General features: G+C 69.0%; 22 protein-coding genes. 17 read left to right on the forward strand and 5 right to left on the reverse strand.

Going from position 1 to position 21,834, the window contains the following annotated elements:
• Window positions 1-28 precede the first annotated feature (28 nt).
• The gene (locus tag PFX90_RS00875; RefSeq protein ID WP_285709445.1) at window positions 29-922 is read right to left on the reverse strand and encodes a LysR family transcriptional regulator; all 894 of its coding nucleotides are present in this window, start codon (window positions 920-922) and stop codon (window positions 29-31) included.
• Between the two features lie 74 nt (window positions 923-996).
• On the opposite strand from PFX90_RS00875, the gene PFX90_RS00880 reads away from it, so the two are divergent.
• Both PFX90_RS00880 and PFX90_RS00885 read left to right on the forward strand, forming a co-directional pair.
• The gene (locus PFX90_RS00880; RefSeq protein ID WP_285709447.1) at window positions 997-1,425 is read left to right on the forward strand and encodes a DUF4267 domain-containing protein; all 429 of its coding nucleotides are present in this window, start codon (window positions 997-999) and stop codon (window positions 1,423-1,425) included.
• Window positions 1,422-2,330 carry an alpha/beta fold hydrolase gene (locus PFX90_RS00885; protein WP_285709450.1) on the forward strand — a complete coding sequence of 303 codons (909 nt, stop codon included), beginning with the start codon at window positions 1,422-1,424 and terminating at the stop codon, window positions 2,328-2,330. Before PFX90_RS00880 ends, PFX90_RS00885 begins: the two co-directional genes overlap by 4 nt.
• Window positions 2,331-2,396: 66 nt before the next feature.
• Here PFX90_RS00885 and PFX90_RS00890 read toward each other — a convergent pair whose 3' ends face one another.
• Window positions 2,397-3,749 (reverse strand): DUF4118 domain-containing protein, encoded by a 1,353-nt coding sequence (locus PFX90_RS00890; protein WP_285709451.1) that lies wholly within the window; start codon window positions 3,747-3,749, stop codon window positions 2,397-2,399.
• A gap of 105 nt (window positions 3,750-3,854) precedes the next feature.
• Between PFX90_RS00890 and PFX90_RS00895 the strand changes: the two genes are divergently transcribed.
• A complete protein-coding gene (locus tag PFX90_RS00895; protein WP_419180070.1) occupies window positions 3,855-5,771 on the forward strand; it encodes a potassium transporter Kup in 1,917 nt (638 codons plus the stop codon).
• Window positions 5,772-5,783: 12 nt separating this feature from the next.
• On the opposite strand, the gene PFX90_RS00900 is transcribed toward PFX90_RS00895, so the two are convergent.
• The gene (locus PFX90_RS00900; RefSeq protein ID WP_285709453.1) at window positions 5,784-6,140 is read right to left on the reverse strand and encodes a response regulator; all 357 of its coding nucleotides are present in this window, start codon (window positions 6,138-6,140) and stop codon (window positions 5,784-5,786) included.
• A 9-nt stretch (window positions 6,141-6,149) separates the two neighbouring features.
• Window positions 6,150-7,643, reverse strand: a complete 1,494-nt coding sequence (locus PFX90_RS00905; RefSeq protein WP_285709455.1) for a sensor histidine kinase — start codon at window positions 7,641-7,643, stop codon at window positions 6,150-6,152.
• A 216-nt stretch (window positions 7,644-7,859) separates the two neighbouring features.
• Here PFX90_RS00905 and recN point away from each other — a divergent pair, with 216 nt between their 5' ends.
• From recN to PFX90_RS00975, 14 genes are all read left to right on the forward strand, one after another.
• Window positions 7,860-9,527, forward strand: coding sequence for a DNA repair protein RecN (gene recN / locus PFX90_RS00910; protein WP_285709458.1), 1,668 nt, complete (start codon window positions 7,860-7,862; stop codon window positions 9,525-9,527).
• Window positions 9,524-10,054 (forward strand): endonuclease domain-containing protein, encoded by a 531-nt coding sequence (locus tag PFX90_RS00915; RefSeq protein ID WP_285709461.1) that lies wholly within the window; start codon window positions 9,524-9,526, stop codon window positions 10,052-10,054. The genes recN and PFX90_RS00915 overlap by 4 nt, the downstream gene beginning before the upstream one ends.
• Window positions 10,055-10,170: 116 nt before the next feature.
• The gene (locus PFX90_RS00920; protein ID WP_285709464.1) at window positions 10,171-10,983 is read left to right on the forward strand and encodes an alpha/beta hydrolase; all 813 of its coding nucleotides are present in this window, start codon (window positions 10,171-10,173) and stop codon (window positions 10,981-10,983) included.
• 60 nt (window positions 10,984-11,043) lie between these two features.
• Entirely contained in the window at window positions 11,044-11,946 is a 903-nt protein-coding gene (locus PFX90_RS00925) for an alpha/beta hydrolase (protein WP_285709468.1), read from the forward strand.
• 13 nt (window positions 11,947-11,959) lie between these two features.
• Window positions 11,960-12,343: a putative quinol monooxygenase gene (locus tag PFX90_RS00930; protein ID WP_285709469.1), complete on the forward strand. Its 384-nt coding sequence runs from the start codon at window positions 11,960-11,962 to the stop codon at window positions 12,341-12,343.
• Window positions 12,333-14,399, forward strand: a complete 2,067-nt coding sequence (gene ligA / locus PFX90_RS00935; RefSeq protein WP_285709472.1) for an NAD-dependent DNA ligase LigA — start codon at window positions 12,333-12,335, stop codon at window positions 14,397-14,399. The genes PFX90_RS00930 and ligA overlap by 11 nt, the downstream gene beginning before the upstream one ends.
• Before the next feature lie 83 nt (window positions 14,400-14,482).
• Complete coding sequence (locus PFX90_RS00940) at window positions 14,483-15,214, forward strand: glycosyltransferase family 2 protein (protein WP_285709474.1); 732 nt, start codon at window positions 14,483-14,485, stop codon at window positions 15,212-15,214.
• Between the two features lie 82 nt (window positions 15,215-15,296).
• Entirely contained in the window at window positions 15,297-16,130 is an 834-nt protein-coding gene (locus tag PFX90_RS00945; protein ID WP_285709475.1) for a c-type cytochrome, read from the forward strand.
• Window positions 16,120-16,614 (forward strand): CinA family protein, encoded by a 495-nt coding sequence (locus tag PFX90_RS00950; RefSeq protein ID WP_285709478.1) that lies wholly within the window; start codon window positions 16,120-16,122, stop codon window positions 16,612-16,614. Before PFX90_RS00945 ends, PFX90_RS00950 begins: the two co-directional genes overlap by 11 nt.
• Before the next feature lie 75 nt (window positions 16,615-16,689).
• Window positions 16,690-17,880: a sterol desaturase family protein gene (locus PFX90_RS00955; protein WP_285709480.1), complete on the forward strand. Its 1,191-nt coding sequence runs from the start codon at window positions 16,690-16,692 to the stop codon at window positions 17,878-17,880.
• Between the two features lie 91 nt (window positions 17,881-17,971).
• Window positions 17,972-18,331 (forward strand): YciI family protein, encoded by a 360-nt coding sequence (locus PFX90_RS00960; RefSeq protein WP_285709482.1) that lies wholly within the window; start codon window positions 17,972-17,974, stop codon window positions 18,329-18,331.
• 29 nt (window positions 18,332-18,360) lie between these two features.
• Window positions 18,361-19,545: an RNA polymerase sigma factor gene (locus PFX90_RS00965; RefSeq protein WP_285709484.1), complete on the forward strand. Its 1,185-nt coding sequence runs from the start codon at window positions 18,361-18,363 to the stop codon at window positions 19,543-19,545.
• A gap of 104 nt (window positions 19,546-19,649) precedes the next feature.
• On the forward strand, window positions 19,650-20,393 hold the full coding sequence (gntA, locus tag PFX90_RS00970; RefSeq protein ID WP_285709487.1) for a guanitoxin biosynthesis heme-dependent pre-guanitoxin N-hydroxylase GntA: 744 nt from the start codon (window positions 19,650-19,652) through the stop codon (window positions 20,391-20,393).
• Window positions 20,390-20,977, forward strand: a complete 588-nt coding sequence (locus PFX90_RS00975) for an urea carboxylase-associated family protein (RefSeq protein WP_285709491.1) — start codon at window positions 20,390-20,392, stop codon at window positions 20,975-20,977. The genes gntA and PFX90_RS00975 overlap by 4 nt, the downstream gene beginning before the upstream one ends.
• A gap of 3 nt (window positions 20,978-20,980) precedes the next feature.
• Here PFX90_RS00975 and PFX90_RS00980 read toward each other — a convergent pair whose 3' ends face one another.
• Window positions 20,981-21,817 (reverse strand): sterol desaturase family protein, encoded by an 837-nt coding sequence (locus PFX90_RS00980; protein WP_285709494.1) that lies wholly within the window; start codon window positions 21,815-21,817, stop codon window positions 20,981-20,983.
• Between the last annotated feature and the right edge of the window lie 17 nt (window positions 21,818-21,834).

Raw genomic sequence — 21,834 nt, forward strand, 5'->3', positions numbered from 1 at the left:
TCCTTCGCCCGCCGCTCTTCGGCGGCCCTCAGGGCAGGCCGGCGAACGCTTTCACCACCCACCTCTGCGCAAGCCTGATCGCCGGGATCCGCCGCAAGTCGCGGTGGACGATCAGCCACGGCTGGCGGCTCGGCAGGGCCGAAGGCGGCGGAATCTCGGTCAACGTGCCCGCCCGAACAGCGAAGGGCACCGGCAACAGCGCGACACCCGCGCCCGCCAATGCTGCGGCCAGCAATCCGCGCGTGCTGCCCGTCCGCATCGCTACCGCATCCGAAAGCCCGTGGCGCGTCACCCAATCGAGCTCGGGCAGACGACCATAGCTGTCGTCATAGATCAGCAGGCGCTCGGCCCTGAGGTCGATCGCCGCAGGCTCGCGGCCCGCAAGGTAATCGGCCGACGCGAAGAGCCCGAGCCGGATGTCGGCGAGCCTGCGGGCATAGAGGCTTGCGCCCTCGGGCCTGACCATGCGGATCGCAAGGTCGGCGTCGCGGCCGGCGAGGCTCACCACGTCGGCTTGCGATTGCAGGTGAAGCGGGAAGTCCGCGCCCATCTCCCACAGCTGCGCGAGCGCCGGGGCGAGGACGTCGGAGATCACGAATTCGGTCGCCGAGATGCGCACCGGCATGGTCTTGCTCCCCTGCCTGAGGCTTTCCGCCACCCGCTCGACGCGGCGCATCTGCTCGGCAATGGGGGAAGCGGCTTCGGCAATGGCAAGACCGGCGCCGGTCAACCGCACGCCATCGGTGCGCCGATCGACAAGTTGCAGCCCGAGCGAAGCCTCCAAAGTCTCGATCCGCCGCGACACGGTCGATATGGCCACCCCACGCGCCTTCGCAGCCGCGCTGAGGGTGCCTGTATCGCGGATCGCGAGAAGGTCTTCGAGGTCTTGTGGATCGAGAGGCAAGAGCTCGTTCCTTTGCACTAACGGAAAACCGCTTTGCCATATCGCAAGCTGCTGCCCGACTGGCAATCGACTATCCGTCCGCCATGACAAGGATGGAGACGATGGTGGCCACTCACGCAGACGCTTTTCGTGGCACGCGTACAGCGGGCTTCTGGCTCGCGCTCGCAATTGCTGCCTTGCAAGGGCTCAACGCGGTCCGCGCGCTGATCGATCCGCAAGGCTTCGCCACCTACATGGGGCTGCCTGTCGATGAGCCGAGCGCGCTTGCCTGGGTGCAGGTCTATGGTCTGCGCGCGGGTTTCATCGCCTTGCTCACCGCGGTGCTGCTGGCGCGCGGTGACTTTGCGGCGCTGCGCTGGATGGCGCTGGCCGCGCTGGTGATGCCATTGGGAGATGCCTGGCTCGCCGCAAGCGCGGGTGCCGGTGCGGCGATTGTCGGGCGGCATCTCGCGATTGCAGTGGTTTTGCTGGTCGCATCGCACTTCCTCGGGCGCGCCGCCCGGGCGCAGAGGTCGGCATGAGCGGCTTCCTCACCCGCCTGGGCGCGCGGCTCGACACACGGGGCGGCGCCGCGAAGATGGCGCGGTTCCGGTCCGGCTGGCCCGCGAAAGCGACGCCGCAGGTCAAGTTCCATCGCACCGCCAAGGTGCAATACCGCTACCTCGAGGCGGGCAGCGGCCCGACGATCGTGTTCACCTGCGATCCGCCGATGACGATTGAGGTCTACGGGCCGCTGGTCGCGGTCTTCGAGCGCCAATTCCGGGTGATCGCCGTCGAGCTGCCCGCGATGGGCTTTTCCGCCGCAACGGGGGATTATGGCTTCGGCTTTCGCGAGACCAACGATGACCTTGCCGGTTTCCTGCGCGCGGTAGCGGGCGAGGGGAGCATCTTTGCCTTCTCCTGCGCCGCCAGCCTCGCCGCGCTCGACATTGCAGCGCGAATGCCGGAACTTGCCTCGCACCTCGCGCTGATACAGGCCGGCGGCACCGAGGCCTTTGCGATCTGGAAGGCAGGGCGCGATCCCAAGGGCATTCTCGCAAAGCCGGTCCTCGGCCAGATCGCGATGGCCCGGATGGCGCCGAAGCGCATGCCGCAATGGTACGGCCTGTCGGTCGGACGCAAGAAGCAGATCCCGCATTTCTGCGCCTGTGCCGAGCGTTCCTTTGCCGAGGGCGCGATGTGGTCGCTGGCAAGCGCCTACCAGATCTACATGAGCCAGCGGGACGAGTTGCCCCGACCGCCCCAGCCTATCCTTTCGATGTGGGGCGCATCCGATCGCTCGCACCCGGCGCGCAACGAACATTCGCTGGCGCGGCTGTATGAAGGCGTGCGGACGGTGACTTTCGATGACCTCGGCCATACACCCGAACTCGAGGCGCCCGAACGGGTGCTGGCGGAGGTGCGGAGCTTTGTGGCGACGGGGTAGGCCGGGGCGCTGCGCTCCCGTTGCCTGTGATCTTGCCGATGGCGCTCTGGCCCGCGGGTGCGGCGGCTATTCCGTCCGTCCCGCCCCCGCCAGCCGATAGCCTAGCGCCGGTTCGTTGAGGATCAGCGTCGGGGCCGCCGGATCCTCCTCCAGCTTCTGCCGCAGCGCGCGGATTGCGACTCTCAGGTAGTCGATGCTGTCCTCGTGCGCCGGGCCCCACACGGCGCGCAGCAGGTGGCGATGAGTGAGGACGCGGCCGGCGTGGCGGGCGAGTTCGGCCAGCACCGCGAATTCCTTGGGCGTAAGGTGCACCTCCTCGCCCGCGCGCGAAACGCGGTGGCGGAACAGGTCGATTGTCAGCGGACCGCAGATGATCGGCTCCTGATCCTCGCCGGGCGAGAGGTCGACGAGATTGTCGACATAGCGCTGGAGCATCGCCGCCTCGCTCGCGACCGCGCCCGCCGCATCCTTGTCGCCCGGAGTGCGCCGCAGGGTCTTCGCCGCCGTCTGGATCGCGTGGAGGCGCGGCTTCACGTCCTCGCCGATCGAGGCGAGCAGCACCGCGCGCATCCGGTCACGCTCCTTCGCGGCGATTCCCGCCGCGGCCTCGGCCTCGAGCCGCGCGCGTTCGAGCGCGAGGGCCGCCTGATCGAGCAGGTTGCCGAGCAATTCGCGCGTCGTCTCGCTCACCGGCGAGCGCCCATCGGGCCGCGCTAGCCCGACCGCGGCGTGGGTCTTGCCCGCGCCCACCACGGGGTGGAACTGCCAGTCGGTCGGGCTGACATGGGCGATCCCGCGCCCCGTGACGCGCCGCTCTTCGATGGCAGCGGCAAGCGCGGCGTGATCATTGGGCGCGAGCGTCGGGCTGGCGGGCAGGTCGGCGAGCACCTGCGGCGGGTCTTCATTGGCGGCGAAGACCACATGGCAATCGAACAGCCGCGCGAGGTCTTCGGTGACGACCTCGGCGATGCTCTCGCGGTCGGTGCAGGGGATCAGGCGGCGAGCGAGGCCGGCGATGGTGGCGTTGCGCGCGGCGCTCGCGGCGGCGAGCTGGGTCTGGGTGCGCATCGCGCTCGCCAGCTGGCTCGTCACGACCGCAACCAGAAACAGCGCGGCCACGGTGAGGATGTCCGCCGCGCTGGTGATCTGGAGCGTGTGGTAAGGCTCGGTGAAGAAGAAATTGAAGGCGAGCGTCGCCAGCAGCGATACGCCGAGCGAAGGCCACAGCCCGGCATAGCGCGCGGTCAGCAGCACGGGCGGGAGATAGAGCAGCACAATCGGCGCGGCGCCCCATCCGGGTGCGATCAGCAGGCCCGCAAGCGTCGCGAGCAGTGTCAGCAGCAGGCCGAGTGCAAAGCCGAGCGCGCGCGCGCCGGTGCCGGGAGTGGCTGAAAGCGGAGTTGAGGCAGGGTCTGTCATGCCCCGCAAGATGCGCCGCAAAGGCCCGCGCGCCAAGCCATTCCACTCCCGGCGACCTGCAATCCACATGGAATCTTTATGCGCTTCGGGCGCACATGAAGGCGCATGAACACAGCATCCCCCGCGGCTCTGGCCGCCTCCGCCGCCACCCCCCATCATGGCCCCCGCGATCCCCTGCCCCTGCTGATGCTGGGCGCAATCGGGGTGGTCTATGGCGATATCGGCACCTCCCCGCTCTATGCATTGAAGGAAAGCTTCGTCGGGCCGCATCCCCTGAGCGTCGACCGGCTGCACGTCTTCGGCGTGCTGAGCCTGATCTTCTGGTCGCTGATGCTGATCGTGACGGTCAAATATGTCCTCGTCGCGATGCGCGCCGACAACAAGGGCGAGGGCGGCTCCTTCGCGCTGCTCGCGCTGCTTTCGCGCCATGTCGCGGGCAGGCGGACCACCGCGGTGCTGGTCACGCTGGGCGTGCTCGCCGCGTCGCTGTTCTACGGCGATGCGATGCTGACCCCGGCGATCTCGGTGCTCTCGGCGGTCGAGGGGCTGACCATCGTCAATCCCGCATTGGAGGCGCTGGTATTGCCGATTGCGGTGGTGATCCTGATCGGCCTTTTCCTGATCCAGAGCCGCGGCACGGCCAAGGTCGGCGCGCTGTTCGGCCCCGTGGTGCTGGTCTATTTCGCGACGCTGGCCACGCTCGGCATCGTCAACATCGCCGCGCGGCCCGAGATCCTCGGCATTCTCAATCCCTACCACGCCGCCGCCTTCTTCGCCTACGACCCGCGCACCGCCTTCCTCGCGATGGGCTCGGTGTTCCTCGCGGTGACGGGGGCCGAGACGCTCTATGCCGACATGGGGCATTTCGGGCGGCGCGCGGTGGCGTTCAGCTGGCTCGGAGTCGCTTACCCCTGCCTGATGCTCAACTACATGGGGCAGGGCGCGCTGCTGCTGGCGAACCCGCAAGCGGCAGAGAACCCCTTCTATCTGATGGCTCCCGAATGGGCGCGCCTGCCGCTGGTGCTGATCGCCACCGCGGCGACGATCATCGCCAGTCAGGCGGTGATTTCGGGTGCTTTCTCGGTCACGCATCAGGCGGTGCAGCTCGGTTTCCTGCCGCGCTTCAGGACGCTCCAGACCAGCGCGAAGGCGGCGGGGCAGATCTATATTCCGGCGGTCAACTGGGGCCTGCTCGCCATGGTGCTGGTGCTGGTGCTGGGCTTCCGCGAATCGACCCGGCTCGCCTCGGCCTATGGCATCTCGGTAATCGGGACGATGATCATCACGACGATGATGCTCGCCTTCCTCGTCTTCCGCGTGTGGCGCTGGAACAAGCTGCTTGCGGGCGCGACGATCGCGCTGTTCGCATTGGTTGACGGGATCTACTTCGCCTCGAACATCGCCAAGATCCCCGATGGCGGCTGGTTCCCGCTGGCGGTGGCGGGGGTGCTGTTCACGCTGCTGACGACCTGGGCGACGGGCCGGAGGATCATGCGCTCGGCGATGGCCGAGGGCGATCTGGCCCTGCCGCAGTTCATCGCCTCGATCGCGGGATCGGTGCACCGGGTGAGGAACACCGCGGTCTATCTCTCGGCCTCGGAAGTTGGCGTGCCCTCGGCACTGCTGCACAACCTGAAGCACAACCAGGTGCTTCACGCGCGGGTGCTGATCGTGACGGTCAAGGTCGAGGAAGTGCCGCAGGTCGCTGCCGCCACCCGCGCGGTGGTGCAGGACGAGGGCGAGGGCTTCTACCGCGTGATCCTGCGTTACGGCTTCATGGAGGATATCGACATTCCGCGCGATCTCGCCGCGCTCGAGACCGCCTGCGGGCCCTTCGATCCGATGGCGACGAGCTATTTCCTCGGCCGCCAGAAGCTGATCCCGAGCGCCGATCACCCCGGCATGGCGCGCTGGCGCGAGGGGCTGTTCGCGTGGATGTCGCAGAGTTCGGAGAGCGCGATGGAGAGCTTCAAGCTGCCCACCAACCGCGTGGTCGAGCTGGGGAGCCAGTTGCAGATCTGAAGGCGCGCCTGCTCACTCCCCCGCCATCGCCGCGCGCAGCACGCGCACGAGGCTTGCCGGATCGAGCGGCTTGGTCAGCACCGGGGCGGCGGCCATCGCGGGGGGGAGCTGGCCGGCGCTGAACCCGGTCACCACCACGAAGGGAATGCCGCGCGCGGCGAGCGCCTCGCACACCGGCAGGCTGCTCACCCCGCGCAGGCTTGCGTCGAGCACGGCGGCATCGCAGGGGTCGTCCCCGGCCAGCAGCTCGAGCGCGGCGCCGAGTTTGGGGCAGGGGCCGAGCACGGTCATCCCGGCGCTCTCCAGCGCCTCGGCGATTTCCTGCGCGATGAAATATTCGTCCTCCACGATCAGGATGCGCGCGCTCATGGAGGCCTCCTAGCGCAAAGCGGGCTCGGGATCACCGGTCTCGATGATGCTGGCGAGCGGGCATTCCATCGCCCATGCGAACCCTTCCGGATCGAAGCGGCTCTCGACCTCGGCGTCGAGCGCATTGCGCACCATGTCGCCGATCACCACCCAGCCGAAACCGCTCGCGGAGGGCGGCGTGACGGGCGGTCCGCCGCTTTCGTTCCAGGTCATGGTGAAGTCGCTCCCCTTGCGCGCCCATGCCAGCTGCACCTCCCCCCCGTCCTGCGACAGCGCGCCATGCTTGGCGGCATTGGTGACGAGTTCGTGGAGCGCCATGCCGAGCGTCTGCACCGCGGGCGCGGCCAGCGCGATATCCTCGCCCGCGATCAGGATGCGGCTGCCGATCAGGTCCTTGTAATGCGCCAGCTGCGCGGCCACCAGCGCCTGCAGCCCGACCCCGCGCCACGCGTTCTTGACCAAGAGGTCCTGCCCGGCGGCGAGCGACTGGATGCGCGCGGCGAAGTTCGTCAGGAACGTCTCGTGATCGGCCCCGCTGGTGCGCCGCGCGACCGAGAGCACCACCGCGAGCAGGTTCTTGGCGCGGTGGTTGACCTCGCCCAGCAGCAGCCGGATGTGGCTTTCGCGGTCCTTCTGCTCGGTGATGTCGAGATTTGTGCCGACCACCCAGTCGCCCGCGCTGCCGTCAGGGCCGGTGCGCACCACTTCGACCGCGCGCAGATGCCGCTCGCGCCCGTCGTCGCCGCGGCGGATGCGGAATTCGTTGACCACGGTCCCGTCGCGCCGCGCTTCCATTTCCCGGATGCTGTCGGGCGCGGGCACGTCATCGGGGTGCAGCCGGGCGAGATATTCGTCGAGAGGGAGCGTGCCGTCAGGCGTCGGGGCGATGCCGTAGAGGGCGAACATGGTGTCGTCCCAGTGGATCGTCCCGCTCGGCTTGTGCCATTGCCAGATGCCGATCCCGGCGGTCTGGGTCGCAAGGTGGGTCTTGATCTCGCTCTCGCGCAGCGCGTCCAGCGCCTGGCGCAGCTCTTCGGCCTGCTGCGCCTTTTCCGCGGCCAGATCGAGGCTGGTCTGCCGCTGGGCGCGCAGGGCCCGGTTGGCGACGCGCATCCCGTGGATCAGGGCCAGATCGGTCGCGACCACGAAGACGTAGAGCCCGAGCGCGACCTCGGCTCCGGCAAGCTGGAAGCTGCGGCCCGGCGAGATGAAATAATACCACGCCACCAGACCGCACAGCGCTCCCGATAGTATCCCCGCGCGCAGGCCGAACAGGAAGGCGGTGAGGATGACGGCGGGGAAGAAGGTGACATACGGAAAGCCCGGCGGCAGCGCCGGATCGACCAGCACCCTGAGGCCCCAGGCGGCCGCGAAGATGGCGAGGGTTCCGGCCAGCCGGGTGAGCGGGCCGAAGTCGGCAATCTGGACGCGCGCGATCCACGGCAACACGCCGCCGGATTGTTCGGAAACGGAACCGTCCTGCCCCATCGCGACCACCTGCATCCTGCCCTCGCGCGCAGCGGCCGGCGCAGTGCCGGTGCCGCGCGCAAGGGAGCGGGAGCCCGATCGGCGCTCCCGGTGCAGCGATTGGCGCGCAAATCGCGCCAAGGTCAAGACGGACCGTGAAAGGCAGGCACTCCGGGGCGCTTGCGGCTTGGGGATTGGGCCAGCCTTCCCGCGTGACGCGGCCCGATGGCTGCGCTATCCGCTTGGACGGCCATGCTCACCCGTCTCTCGATCCGCAATATCGTCCTTATCGAAGCGCTCGATCTCGATTTCGCGCGCGGGCTCGGCGTGCTGACGGGGGAGACGGGGGCGGGCAAGTCGATCCTGCTCGACGCGTTGGGCCTCGTGCTGGGAGACCGGGCGGAGACGTCGCTGGTGCGCGCGGGCGAGGAGCGGGCGAGCGTCACCGCCAGTTTCGAATTCGCCGCCCTGCCGCCTGTCGTGGCCGCCGCTCTGGACGAGGCCGAGATCGCGCTCGAGCCGGGCGAGCCGCTGATGATCCGCCGTCAGGTGCGGGCCGACGGGGGCTCGAAGGCCTTCATCAACGATCAGCCCGCGAGCGTCGCGCTGCTGCGTGAACTCGCCCCGGCGCTGGTCGAACTCCACGGCCAGCACGATGATCGCGGGCTGGTGAACCCGCGCGGGCACCGGATGCTGCTCGACCGCTATGCCGGGACGGACGTTGCGGGTCTCGAACGCACCTATGCCGACTGGGCCCGCGCCGAGGCGCAGCTTTCCGAGGCGCGCAACGCGGTGGAGCAGGCCAAGGCCGATCAGGATTTACTCATCGCCCACCTTGCCGAATTGTCGGCTCTGGAGCCGGTCGCGGGCGAGGAGGAGCGCCTCGCGCTGACCCGCGCCGATATGCAGAAGGGCGAGAAACTCTCGGGCGATCTCGAGGACCTGCGGCACCTGTGGGAGGGTTCGGATTCGCCGCTCGCGGCGCTGCGGGTGGCGGCGCGGCGGCTGGATCGCATCGCCGAACAGCATCCGCTGCTGGCCGAAGCGCTCGCCGCGCTCGATCGCGCGGTGATCGAGGCGAGCGAGGCCGAGGACAAGCTGCGGCTCGCGGCCGAGGCGCTGGTCCACGATCCGATGGCGCTCGAACGCGCCGAAACCCGCCTGTTCGATCTGCGCGCCGCGGCCCGCAAGCACCGCTGCGAGGTCGATGATCTGCCTGAATTGATGCGCACCATGCGCGCCCGCCTCGACGCGATCGAGGGCGGGGAGGCGCAGCTCGATGCTTTGGAAGCCGCGGCCAAGGAAGCGCGCCTCGCCTATGTCGAGGCCGCCGGCAAGGCCCACGCCGCGCGGGTCGCGGGGGCAGAGCGGCTCGACGCAGCGGTGGCGGCCGAGCTCGCGCCGCTGAAGCTCGACGCGGCGAAATTCCGCACGCAGGTGACCCCGCTCCCCGAGGAGCGCTGGGCGGCGTCGGGCATGGATGCGGTGGAGTTTCTCATCTCGACCAACCCCGGCGCGGATTTTGCACCGCTGGCCAAGATTGCGTCGGGGGGCGAGCTGTCGCGCTTCATCCTCGCCCTGAAGGTGGCGCTTGCCGAAAAGGGCGGGGCGGCGACGATCATTTTTGATGAAATCGACCGCGGGGTGGGCGGTGCGGTGGCTTCCGCGATTGGCGAGCGCCTCGCCCGGCTGGCCTCGCAGGAGGGGCAATTGCTGGCGGTGACCCACTCGCCGCAAGTCGCGGCGCGCGGCTCGCAGCACTACCTCATCGCCAAGGCCTCCTCGGGGACGGTGACGAAGACATCCGTCGTGCTGCTCGACCACGCCGGGCGGCAGGAGGAAATCGCGCGGATGCTCTCCGGCGCCGAGGTGACGCCCGAGGCCCGCGCGCAGGCGGACCGGTTGCTGGAGGGGGTGTGAGTTCCGACAAGGGACTTCACCACCCCCCGGCCCCCTCCTTTGAAGAGGAGGGGGAGAATGGCACCAAAGCCCCCTCCTCTTCAGAGGAGGGGGTTGGGGGTGGTGGCGTCACGGCAGAGACACTCAGGCTCCGCGCCCGCGCCATGCGCAACAACCCGACCGAGCCGGAAAAGCGCCTCTGGATGGCGCTGCGCTCGAGCCGCTTCGAGGGCTTCAAGTTCCGCAGGCAGGACGTGATCGGTCACCGCATCGTCGACTTCTTCTGTCCGGCGCGCGGGGTGATCGTCGAGGTTGACGGGCACACGCATGACGCCGAGGTTGATGCGCTGCGCGACGCACGGATGCTGCGGGACTTCGGCTTTGCGACCGTGCGGTTCACGAATGAGGATGTGATGCGAAATCTCGACGGGTGTCTGATGCGCTTGCAGGAGGTGCTTGCGGCAACGCCGGAGCGCTGGAGCGGGCGGGTGACGCGCAACTCACGGCACCACCCCCCGACCCCCTCCTCTAAAGAGGAGGGGGAGTGATGAGGCGGTGCCCAAAAAGCCCCCTCCTCTTTAGAGGAGGGGGTTGGGGGTGGTGGAGTGCTTTACTCCTCGCCGCCTGCTCCCCCGCCAAAGCCCCCGAGGAGGCCCCCGCCGCCGTGCAGCCGAACAATGCGACCTATGGCACCGATGCCAACCTCGCCGCCTCGAAGCCGGACGCTATCCTGCGCTATGCCGACCACCCGCGCGGGTTTGCGGAACTCAGGGTCCCGCAAGGCAAAGGCCCGTTCCCGCTCGCGGTGATCTATCATGGCGGGTGCTGGAAGACCGGGATCGCCTCGCAGGCCTACATGGCCCCGCTCGCCACGCGCTGGCAGCAGCTCGGCATCGCCACGCTCAATGTCGATTACCGTGAGGTCGGCGACGGGGGCGGTTGGCCGGGGTCGTTCAAGGACTGGGCCGCTTCCGCAAGGCTGATCGACGAGGTTGCGGCGAAATACCCCATCGACCGCGCCCGCGTCACCCTCGCCGGGCATTCGGCGGGAGCCTTGCCCGCGCAGTGGCTGGCGCGCGCCGACGGCCCGGGCGGGCCGGTCGGCGCGCGCTCTGCCCTGAAGGTGCGAGGGTCGATCGTGCTCGACGGGCCGGGCGATGTCGGGGCCGAGCAGCCCGCTTTCGATGCGCTGTGCCAATTCTCTGCAGTAGAGCCCTTCATGGGCGCCGCTCCGGCTGCCGATCCGGCACGCTATGCGGCGATCTCGCCCGCGACCCGCGCGCCGGAGCTTGCGCAAATCCTGTTCGTGCAGGCCAAGCTCCCCGCGCCCTCGGCAGCGACCCAGGCAGCACTCGCGCGCGACGGGGGGACAGTCACGGTGCGCGAGAACGCAGGGGCGAGCCATTTCGCCATCATCACGCCCGGCAACCCGGTCTACGAGGCCAACGAGGCGGCGATGCTGGCGGTCATCAAGTGACGGTTTGCTGCGGCCTGCGGGCGCGCTAATTGTCGGACAACGACAAGGGGGGAGACGACCATGAGACACCTGATCGCAGCCACCGCGCTGGCCGCCACACTCGCCGCCTGCGCTCCCGAGGAGCCGCCCGCCGCCAGCATCGCCGTCACCGACACCGCCGACTACAACCCTATGTCGGTCAACGCCGTCCCCTCCGATCCGCCGACCGCGCGCATCGCCTATGGCAGCGCCTCGGCGCGGCAATATGGCGAGCTCAGGGTGCCCAAAGGGAAAGGCCCGTTCCCGCTCGCGGTGCTTTATCACGGCGGGTGCTGGGCGGGGATGGGGGGCACCGCCAACCTTGCCGCGCTGGCGAGTTTCCTGACGCAGAACGGCATCGCCACCTGGTCGCCCTCCTACCGCGAGCTGGGCTCGGACGGGGGCTGGCCCAACACCTTCACCGACTGGGCGCAGGGCCTTGGCCACGTGAACACGCTGGCGCGCGACTATCCGCTGGACCTCAAACGCATCACCCTGATGGGCCATTCGGCGGGCGTCACCCCGGCGGTGTGGCTGGCGAGCGGCGACAAGGGCGACGCGGTGGTCACGGGCGGGCTGCCCAAGGTGCGCGGCGTGGTGGCGCTTGACGGGCCGCTGGCATTGGGGCCCTTCGTGGGGGTGGACGCGGCGATCTGCGGGGAGCCGGTGATCGTCCCGCTGGTGGGCGGCTCACCCGCCGAGCTGCCGGGGCGGTTTGCGATGCTCGATCCCGTGACCAACCCGCCGCGCGCGAAGCGCCTGCTGGTGGTCGACGCCGCGCTGCCCGATCCCGATCCGGCGGTGCTCGCGGCGCTCAAGGCGCAAGGCGTCGCGGTCGAGGTCATCACCATCGACCAGCAGCAGCATTTCAACCTGCTCGTCCCCGGCACGAAGGATTTTGCCGCAATCGCTCCGGCGCTGCTGGACATTGCCAAGGCGCGGTGAAAAAGCGGCAGCCATGATCGAGCGACGCGCATTCATCGGGACCGCCGCGCTGGCGCTGCTGGCCACAGCCGCGCCCGGCTTGGCGACAGGAGAAGGCATGGAAGACACCCTCTACGGCCTCATCGGCCAGATGATGGCAGCACCCGGCAAGCGCGCCGAGCTGGTGGCGATCCTGCGCGAGGGGACGGGGGCTATGCCCGGCAACCTGCTCTACTTGATCGCCGAGGATATGGCCGATCCCGATGCGATCTGGATCACCGAGGTGTGGGCGAGCAAGGATGACCATGCCGCATCGCTCGCGCTGCCGGCGGTGCAGGCCGCGATTGACAGGGGCCGCCCGCTGATCGCGGGCTTCGGGGTGCGCGCGGAAACCTCTCCGGTGGGCTATGCCGGTTGAGCTGTCCGAGGCGGAGGCCGCCAACGAGCTGATGCGCCTCGCCAAGGCGATCGCGCATCACGACCGGCTCTATCACGCCGAGGACAGCCCCGAGATCACCGACGCCGAATATGACGCGCTGGTGCGGCGCAATGCCGAGTTGGAAGCCGCATTCCCGCATCTGATCCGCGCGGATTCGCCGAGCCGCAAGGTCGGCCACGCCATCGCCGCCTCGCCCTTGGGCAAGGTGACGCACGAGGTTCGCATGATGAGCCTCGACAACGCCTTTTCCCCGGAGGAGGTGGCCGAGTGGCTGGCGCGTATGCGGCGCTTTCTCAACCTGCCGGAGGGCGAGCCGCTGGCGATCACGGCGGAGGACAAGATCGACGGTCTCTCGTGCTCGCTGCGCTACGAGAACGGCAAGCTGGTGCGCGCCGCGACGCGCGGCGACGGACAGGTCGGCGAGGATGTGACGGCCAATGTCGCGCATATTCCCGACATCCCGCAAACCCTCCCCACAGGCGTCCCCGACGTGTTCGAGGTGCGCGGCGAGGTCTATATGGAAAAACAGGCCTTTACCGCACTCAATGCTGCGCAGCATAAGGTGGGCGGAAAGCTGTTCGCCAACCCCCGCAATGCCGCCGCCGGGAGCCTGCGCCAGAAGGACGCGAGCGTCACCGCCAAGCGTCCGCTCAGGTTCTGGGCGCATGGCTGGGGCGCGGCCTCGGCGGTGCCGGGGGCGACGCAATCCGAGGTGGTGGCGCGCTTGCGGGAATGGGGCTTCCCGGTCTCCCCGCTGTTCGTGACGATCGTCGGCGATGCGCACGGCCTCGTGGCATGGTTCCATGCCATCGGACAAAAGCGCCCGGACCTCGCCTATGACATCGATGGGGTGGTCTACAAGCTCGACCGGCTCGACTGGCAGGAACGCCTCGGCTTCGTGGCCAAGGCCCCGCGCTGGGCGCTCGCGCACAAGTTCCCGGCCGAGCGCGCAGAGACGGTCGTGCAGGGCATCGACATTCAGGTCGGCCGCACCGGCAAACTTACCCCGGTGGGCCGCCTCGCGCCGGTGCTGGTGGGCGGGGTGACGGTGACCAACGTCACGCTCCACAACCGCGACGAGATCGCGCGGCTGGGCCTTCGCGTCGGCGACCGCGTGGTGATCCAGCGCGCGGGCGACGTCATCCCGCAGGTGGTCGAGAACCTGACCCGCGAGGAACCGCGCGCGCCGTTCCTGTTCCCCGACCATTGCCCCGAATGCCAGTCCGAAGCCGTTGCCGAGGAAGGCGAGGTCGACGTCCGCTGCACCGCCGGGCTGATCTGCCCCGCACAGCGCACCCAGCGCCTTGAGCACTTTGTCAGCCGCAAGGCGCTCGACATCGAAGGGCTGGGCGAGAAGACCATCGCGCAGTTCTTCGCATTGGGCTGGCTCGAGAGCCCCGCCGACATCTATCGCCTGCGCCGCCGCCGCTCGGAGATCCTGAGCCTCGAAGGCTGGCAGGAGAAGTCGGTCGACAACCTCCTCGCCGCGATCGAGGCCAAGCGCGCGCCCGATGCCGCGCGGCTGCTTTTCGCGCTCGGCATCCGCCATGTCGGCGAGGTGACAGCGCGCGATCTGATGAAGCATGTCCACGAGCTTCCCGCGCTGCGCGAGCTGGCCGAAAGGGCCCACGCGGGCGACGCCGAAGCGGCGGGCGAACTCACCGCCATCGACGGCATCGGGCCGAGCGTCGTCGAGGCGCTGGGCGATTTCTTCCACGAGCCGCACAATGTCGCCGTCTGGGAAGACCTCCTCGCCGAAGTCACCCCGCCGCGCTACGAGGTCAAGACCGTCGCCTCGCGGGTCGCGGGCAAGACCGTGGTCTTCACCGGCAAGCTCGAAACCATGAGCCGCGACGAGGCCAAGGCGCAGGCCGAACGCCTCGGGGCCAAGGCGGCGGGCAGCGTCAGCGCCAAGACCGATCTGCTGGTTGCCGGCCCCGGCGCGGGCTCCAAGCTCAAGAAGGCGGCCGAGCTCGGGATCGAGGTGACCGACGAGGCGGGCTGGGCCGCCATCGTCGCCGAGGCGCTGGGTTAGCCGCGCGCCCCTTACAAAGCGGCTGACACCCTGACCAGCCTGTGCCATGGTGCGGCTTCCTTGGCTGGGGGGCCGGGCAAACCATGCGCATCTGCATCGTCACGCCATACTGGCAGGAGCCGCGTAGCCTGCTCGAACGCTGCATCGCCAGCGTCGCCGCGCAGCACGTGGCCTGCGATCATCTTCTGGTTGCCGACGGCGCGCCGCAGGACTGGATCGACGCCGCGCCGGTGCGGCACTTGCAGCTCGACCGCAATCACGCCGACTATGGCAATGCCGCGCGCGGGATCGGGGCGTTGCTGGCGGCGGGCGAGGGTTATGAGGCGGTCGGCTTTCTCGACGCTGATAACCGCATCGACCCCGATCATGTCGCGCTATGCCTCGCCGCCACCGCCGAGCAACCCGATGCGCCCGACGTCGTCGTCGCCCGCCGCCGGATCGAGCTGCCCTGCGGCACCCCTGTCGCGGTCGACGAGGAGCCCGGGCTGGTCGATACCAACTGCCTCTTCCTGCTCCCCGGCGCCTTTCCGGTTATCGCGCGCTGGGCGCTGATCCCGCCCCCGCTCGCCGCGGTCGGCGACCGGGTGTTCCACGCTGCGCTGGGTGCCGCCGGCTGCCGCATGGCGCACACCGCGCGCGCGAGCGTGACCTATGTCAGCCAATGGGCATCGCATTATGCCGCCAGCGGCAGCCCCGTGCCCGCCGATGCGCGCGCGCTCGATGTCGAGCCGATCGCGGGCTGGGTCGCGGGCCTCTCCCCCGAAGAACGCCGCGCGCTCGACCACCGCGTCGGCGCGCATATCGTGCTGGGGTGAGGGGGGCGAGGCGGAGCGTGGCTGCCGGACGCGCGGCCGCTGTGATAGAGCACGTCGAAAGCGCCGGATTGAGGAGCCCGAAATGACCCTGTTCAACCTGCCCCGCGCTTTGCTGCTGGCGCCGCTGGTGGGCCTCGTCGCCTGTTCCGCGCCCTCCGACACGCCCCCTGCCGCGCCGGTTCCGCCGCGCTTCGAACTCGCCTCCGCCGATCCGGCCGTGCATGGCAAGCGCCTGTCGCAGGTGCTCGGCTGCTCGGGCTGCCACGCGGACAATCTCACCGGGCAGGACTGGAGCGATGCGATGGGCACGCTGTGGACCGCCAACCTCACGCAGAGCGCGGGGCGATATTCGCAGGCCGAGCTGGCCGTGATAATAACCGAGGGCCGCAAGCCTGATCGGGCGCTGATCGACATGCCCTCGTGGCTGTTCAGCGGCCTTGCGCCCGCCGATGTCGACGCGCTGGTGGCCTATCTGAAGACGCTCAAGCCCGAGGGCGCGGTGCATCCCGAGCCGGTGCTGGGCCCGCAGCTGCTTGCCCTGCAGGCCAAGGGCGAGTGGATGGATTCGCCTGCCCGCGTCGCCGACATGAAGGACAAGGGCCCGCCGGATCTGGGCGAGGCCCACGCCTTTGGCCGCTTCATCGTCCGCGCCACCTGTGCCGAGTGCCACGGGATCGAGCTGAAGGGCGGCAAGGAACCGATGGAGGGCGATGGCAACCCGCCGGCTGACCTGCGCATCGTGGGCTCCTACAGCGCGCAGGATTTCGCCCGGCTGATGCGCGAAGGCAAGGCGGCCGGCGACCGCGAAGTCGGACTGATGAGCAAGGTCGCACGGCGGCGCTATGCCAACCTCACCGACAAGGAGGTCGAGGCGGTGCGGGGCTATCTGGTGGAGTTGGCCAACCGTGATCCTTGAAGAACTTCATCCCCGGGCGCTCCGGATCGCCGCGCTGCTGCGTGCGCGGGGCGAGAAGGTCGCGGTGGCCGATGGCGCCACCGGCGGCCTGATCGCGGCGAGCCTGCTGACCGTGCCCGGCGCGCTCGACTTTTTCGTCGGGGGAGGCGTGGTCTATTCCTTCCGCGCGCGCGACGTGCTGCTCGCTCTGCCGCGCGAGGCCTACAAGGGGATGCGCGGGGCCACCGAGGACTATGCCCTGCTCCAGGCCCGCGCGATCCGCGACAATTTCGGGGCGGAGTGGGGCATTGCCGAAAGCGGATCGGTCGGCGGTTCCTCGCATCCGAGCGGGGCGCCAGCGGGGCGCAGCGTCGTCGCCATTGTCGGGCCGGAGCATAAGAAGGTGATTTCCACCATCGAGACCGGCAGCGATGACCGCATCGCCAATATGGAAGCCTTCACCCGCAACGCGCTCGAAGCCCTGAAGGACGCGCTGGGCGGATGAGCGCGGGGCAGGTAGCTGTCTGGCAAGCATTTTCGTGGTAAGGCCCGGCAAAGACAAAAGGGGCCAAGCGGGATCATGGCGGGATATTTAACGAAGCTGATGCGCGATCTGGAATCGCCGGTCGAGGTGCGGCGCTTCGGATCGGGGTGGTTTGCGGGCTTCTTCGCGCTGCTCTTCGCCATCAGCGGCTTCGTGATGGTGGTGGCCTTAAAGTTCCCCGCGGTCTTCACCACGCCCGAATTGCAGGTGGTGCGCGACTGGGCCGGCTTCCGCACCGCGATCCACGTCATGCTGCTGGCGAGCTATGCGCTGGCGCTGCTCAGCCTGCTGCTGCGGCCGAGGAAGGTGCTCGGGATGACCGCACTGGTCATCGCGCTGGCGGCAACCTTGCTCGGCGGCGCGGCGGTCGAGGCGGACAACGCAAGCGGCTGGGGGGTGTTCTTCGGGCTCGATTTCTTCGTGGTGAACCTGCTCGCGACCGGCTTCATGTGGGCCCCGCTCGAACGCTTCGTCCCCCACCGCCGCGAGCAGCGCCTGTTCCGTCACGAATGGCGCGAGGATTTGTTCTACTTCCTCGTGAGCTCGATGTTCGTGCAGGTGCTGGCCTTCCTCAGCCTCGCGCCCTCGCAGATCATCAATGCGAACACCAACAGCTGGGACGCCTTCCGCGCGGGCGTGGCGAGCCTGCCGTGGGCGGTGCAGTTCGTGATCGTCCTCGTCGCCTCGGACATCCTGCAATATTGGTATCACCGCCTGTTCCATCAGGTGCCCTTCCTGTGGGGCTTCCATGCGGTGCACCACAGCGCCAAGGCGATGGACTGGCTGGCGGGATCGCGGATGCATATCGTCGAGGTCGTTCTGCTGCGCGCGGTGACTTCGCTGCCGCTGTTCACGCTCGGCTTCTCGGCTTCGGTGATGCAGGCCTATATCGGCTTCATCTACGTGTGGTCGTCGCTGCTGCACGCCAATGTCGGGGGCAATTTCAACCGCCTCGGCCACTGGATCGCCACGCCGCGCTTCCACCACTGGCACCACGGGCTCGAGCGCGAGGCGTTCGATGTGAACTTCGCGATCCACTTCCCCTGGATCGACAAGTTGTTCGGCACCTTCCATCTGCCGCAAGACCGCTGGCCCAAGGACTACGGCATCCCCGAGGACGTGCCGCAGGGCTATGCCGGGCAGTTCCTCTATCCCTGGACCCGCACCGGCAAGAAGCTCGACGAGACGGGGGCGTCTTCGGGTAGCGGGGCCGAGCCTGCCGAATAATTTTTCGCGCGCCCTGTCGAATCCGTCTTGCCCCCCGCGTCTCCGTATCAGAGCCTCGCCATTCCGGCCGGGCCGATGACGGAGACGACCCATGCAATTCATGCTGATGATCAACGAGGACGAAAGCCCCTATGCCGGCGAGGGCGGCGCGGCGCTGCTCGAGGCGACGCTGGCGGGGCACATGAAGCTCGCCGAGGATCTGGTCGCGGCCGGCATCCCCTTCTCGGGCGAGCGCCTGAAGCCCGCCTCGACCGCGACCACGGTGCGCTCCGACAACGGCACCGTGACCCTGCATGACGGCCCCTTTGCCGAGACCCACGAGGAATTGGGCGGCTTCTACATCATCGACGTGCCGGGGCTCGACGAGGCGATCGAATGGGCCAAGCGAATCCCCGTGCCCAAGGGCGCGGTCGAGGTGCGTCCGGTCTGGCAGATGGGCCCCGAAAGCTGACCGAGGCGCGCGAGCGAGCGCTGGCGATCATGGCGGCGCGGCCCCGGGTGGTGGCCGCGCTTGCCGCCCAATTGCGCGATCTCGATGCGGCGGAAGAGGCCTTTGCGGGCGCTGCTGAACGCTGCCTCTCGCTGGCCGAACCGCCGGACGATTATGCCGCATGGCTGTTCGTCGCGGGCAAGCGCCGCGCGCTCGATGCCATTCGCAAACAGGCCGCCGAGGTGCGCAGCACCGAGGCGCTCGCTCAGGTGTCCGACATGGCCGACATCCTGCAACTCCCTGACCCGATCCCCGATGAGCGGCTGCGTCTGCTGTTCATCTGCTGCCACCCGGCGCTCGGGGCCGAGGTGCGCGCGGCGCTGGCGCTGAAGGTCATCTGCGGGCTGCCGGTCGATCGCATTGCGCAGCTCTTCGTGGTGAGCGAACCCACCATGTTCCAGCGCATCACCCGCGCCAAGGCCAAGGTGCGCGAGGCGGGGATCGCCTTCGAGCTCCCGCCGCGCAAGGCATGGCCCGAGCGGCTGGGGGCGGTGCTGCTGGCCTTGGAGCTCGCCTTCACCGCCGCCTATGCCGATGCGGGCGGCGAGCTATCGGCGGATCTGGGCGAGGACCTTGGCGCGGAGGTCGAGCACCTCGCGCTGCTGGTCGCCGAACTGCTGCCGCAGGAGCCCGAGGCACTGGGCCTCGCCGCGCTGGTGCTGCTGGCGCGCTCGCGCAAGGGCGCGCGGCTGGACGGAGAGGGCGCGATGGTGCCGCTCTCGCAGCAGGACGTCGCGCGCTGGAGCTATTCGCGGATCGAATATGCGCAATTGCTGATGGATCGCGCGCAGCGGATCGGGCGCTCGGGGCCTTATCAGGTGATGGCCGCGATCCAGCTCACCCACACGCGCCGCGCCTTCGACGGGGTGGTCGATTGGAGCGCGGTGCTGCGGCTGTATGATGTGCTCATGGTGCTGCGGCCCTCGCCGATGGTGGCGCTCAGCCGCGCGCTGGCGCTGGCGCAGGTGCAGGGGCCCGAAGCCGGGCTGGCGGCGCTCGACGCGCTTCCTGCCGAGCGGCTCGCGCTCGTCCGTCCGTGGCACGTCGCGCGCGCCGATTTGCTGGCGCGATGTGGCCGCCCCGAGGAGGCCCGCGCGGCGCTCGATGCCGCGCTCGCGCTTGGCCCCCCGCGCGCCGAGCGGTTGTGGCTGGAGGCACGCCGCGCTGCGCTGTGAACGGCCAGCGGAAGCCGGAGCCGGATGGATGCCATGTTTGCCATAGCGGTGTAGCGATGCAGGTTAGGGACGCAGATTGCCTCCTCGCCTAGGGCGTTGGCGCTATGCAAACCAGCGACACCGCCTTCCGCCCCGGCCCCCACGCCCACCTCTGCGCCCTGCGCGGCTGCGGCGAGCCGCACCTTGATGAGGAGCTCGAGGAGTCCTTGCGCGGCCTTATCGCCCGCACCGATTTCCCCTGCGTCGGCGCCAAGGCCGCCCTCGCGCAGAGCGGCCTCAGGATCGAGACCGCCGGCGACATCACCAGCCCTGCCGACGATGCCCGCATCCAGCGCGCGCTCGCCCGCTGGAGCCGGATGCCCGCCACCAACGAGGCCGATTTCCGCAGCCTCACCGTCGTCTACCACGGCCCGCGCGACCTCGACGAACCTGCGTTCGAGGCCGCGCTGTGGGCGCGCCTGTCGAGCATCAGCGCCGAGGACGCCGAACGCGGCTTCGCCCCCGATCCCGGCTTCAGCACGGACCCGCAAGACCCGCATTTCGCGCTGAGCTTCGGCGGGCGCGCCTATTTCGCGGTCGGCCTCCACCCCAATGCCTCGCGCCGCGCGCGGCGGCTGCCGTTCCCGGCGATCGTCTTCAACCTCCACAACCAGTTCGAGAAGCTGCGCGCCGAGGATCGCTACGAGCGGATGCGCGAGGTCATCCTCGCCCGCGACGAGGCATTCGACGGCGAGCCCAACCCGATGCTGGCGCGCCACGGCGAGGTGAGCGAGGCGCGCCAGTACAGCGGGCGCGAGGTCGAGGATGGCTGGTCCTGCCCCTTCTTCCGCCCCGGCACGAACGCATGACGGATCGCATCCCCCCGCGCAGCGGCACCGCGCTGCGGCTTGCCAAGGGCGACATCCTGACGGTGATCGACCCCGAGGGCGGTCAGGTCAGCGATCTGATCGCCGTGGCCGACGGCGATCCGGGCGAGATCATCTCCAACGGGCGGACCTTCGATTACGAGGAGACGCTGCGCCTCACCACGGGCGCGCGGCTGTGGTCGAACCGCTCGCGGGTGATGCTGACGATCCTCGAGGACACCGCGCCCGCGCATGACTTCCTGCTTACGCCGTGCTCGGAGGAGACCTTCCGGCATTTCTATCCCGACAAGCCCGTCCACCGCGGCTGCTTCGGCAACCTTGCCGAGGCGCTCGCGCCGCATGGCGTGACGCCCGACATGATCCCTTGCGCCTTCAACGTCTTCATGAACGTGACCTTCGCGCAGGACGGCAAGCTGGCGGTGCTCCCACCCGAAACCCGCGCAGGCGATTTCATCCGGCTGCGTGCGGAGATGGACCTCGTCATCGGCCTCACCGCGTGCTCGGCCTATGCCTCGAACGGGGGGAGCTTCAAGCCGATCGACTACACGGTCGAACGGGCGGAGTAGGGCCTATTCCGCAGGCTCGGCGACAGGCTCCGCCGCGCGGCGCCGCTCGGTCACCTCGCGGAACGCCTCGCGGTAGCGCGGGTGCTCGGTGCCCATCCAGCGGTCCCACCAGGTGAAGTAGAAGCCGAAATTGTGGCCCGAGGAATGGTGCAGGTCGTGGTGCGTGGTGGTCGCGATCCAGTCCGTCCACGGATTGTCGACCCAGCCGGCCGGGAACAGCTCGCTCCCCGCATGCGCCATTACGTTGCGGATCATCTGGTGCCAGATGAAGAACAGGATCGCATAGCCCGCATAGGCGATGCCGAGCTGGCTGGTGAGGAACAGGAACACCGGCACGAAGGCGACCTCGATCACCGCCTCGGTCATGGTGAAGCTGTAGGCGGTCCACGGCGTGGGCGTGCGCGACTTGTGGTGGTGAAGGTGGGTGGCGCGGAACAGCCGCTTCGAGTGCATCGCGCGGTGGGCCCAGTAGAACCACGCGTCATGCGCGAGCACGATCAGCACGAACTGCCAGGCGATCGTCCACAGCGGCGCATCCTTGATCGAGAGCAGGATCACCCCGGTCTCGTGCCCGACCAGAATCGCGAGGGTGACGACGGCATAGACCACCACGGTGCGCATCGAGGAGAGCAGCTCGCGGATGTAGTCGGCGCGGATCGCGCGGCGCCCCTGCTGGATGCGGCGGCTCTCGGCAAAGCCGCGGAAGACCAGCAGCAGCGCCGTCAGCACGCCCGCCGCGATCAGGTAGCGGCTGAGATCGAAATAGATCCCGAAGATGAAGTGGTCGGCCACGCGGGTCATGGCATAGTCGAGCGTGGCGGGGTCGGCGGGGGTCAGCATGGGGGAGAAGCCTTTGT

The organism is Erythrobacter oryzae, assembly GCF_030271515.1.
GTDB lineage: Bacteria > Pseudomonadota > Alphaproteobacteria > Sphingomonadales > Sphingomonadaceae > Erythrobacter > Erythrobacter oryzae.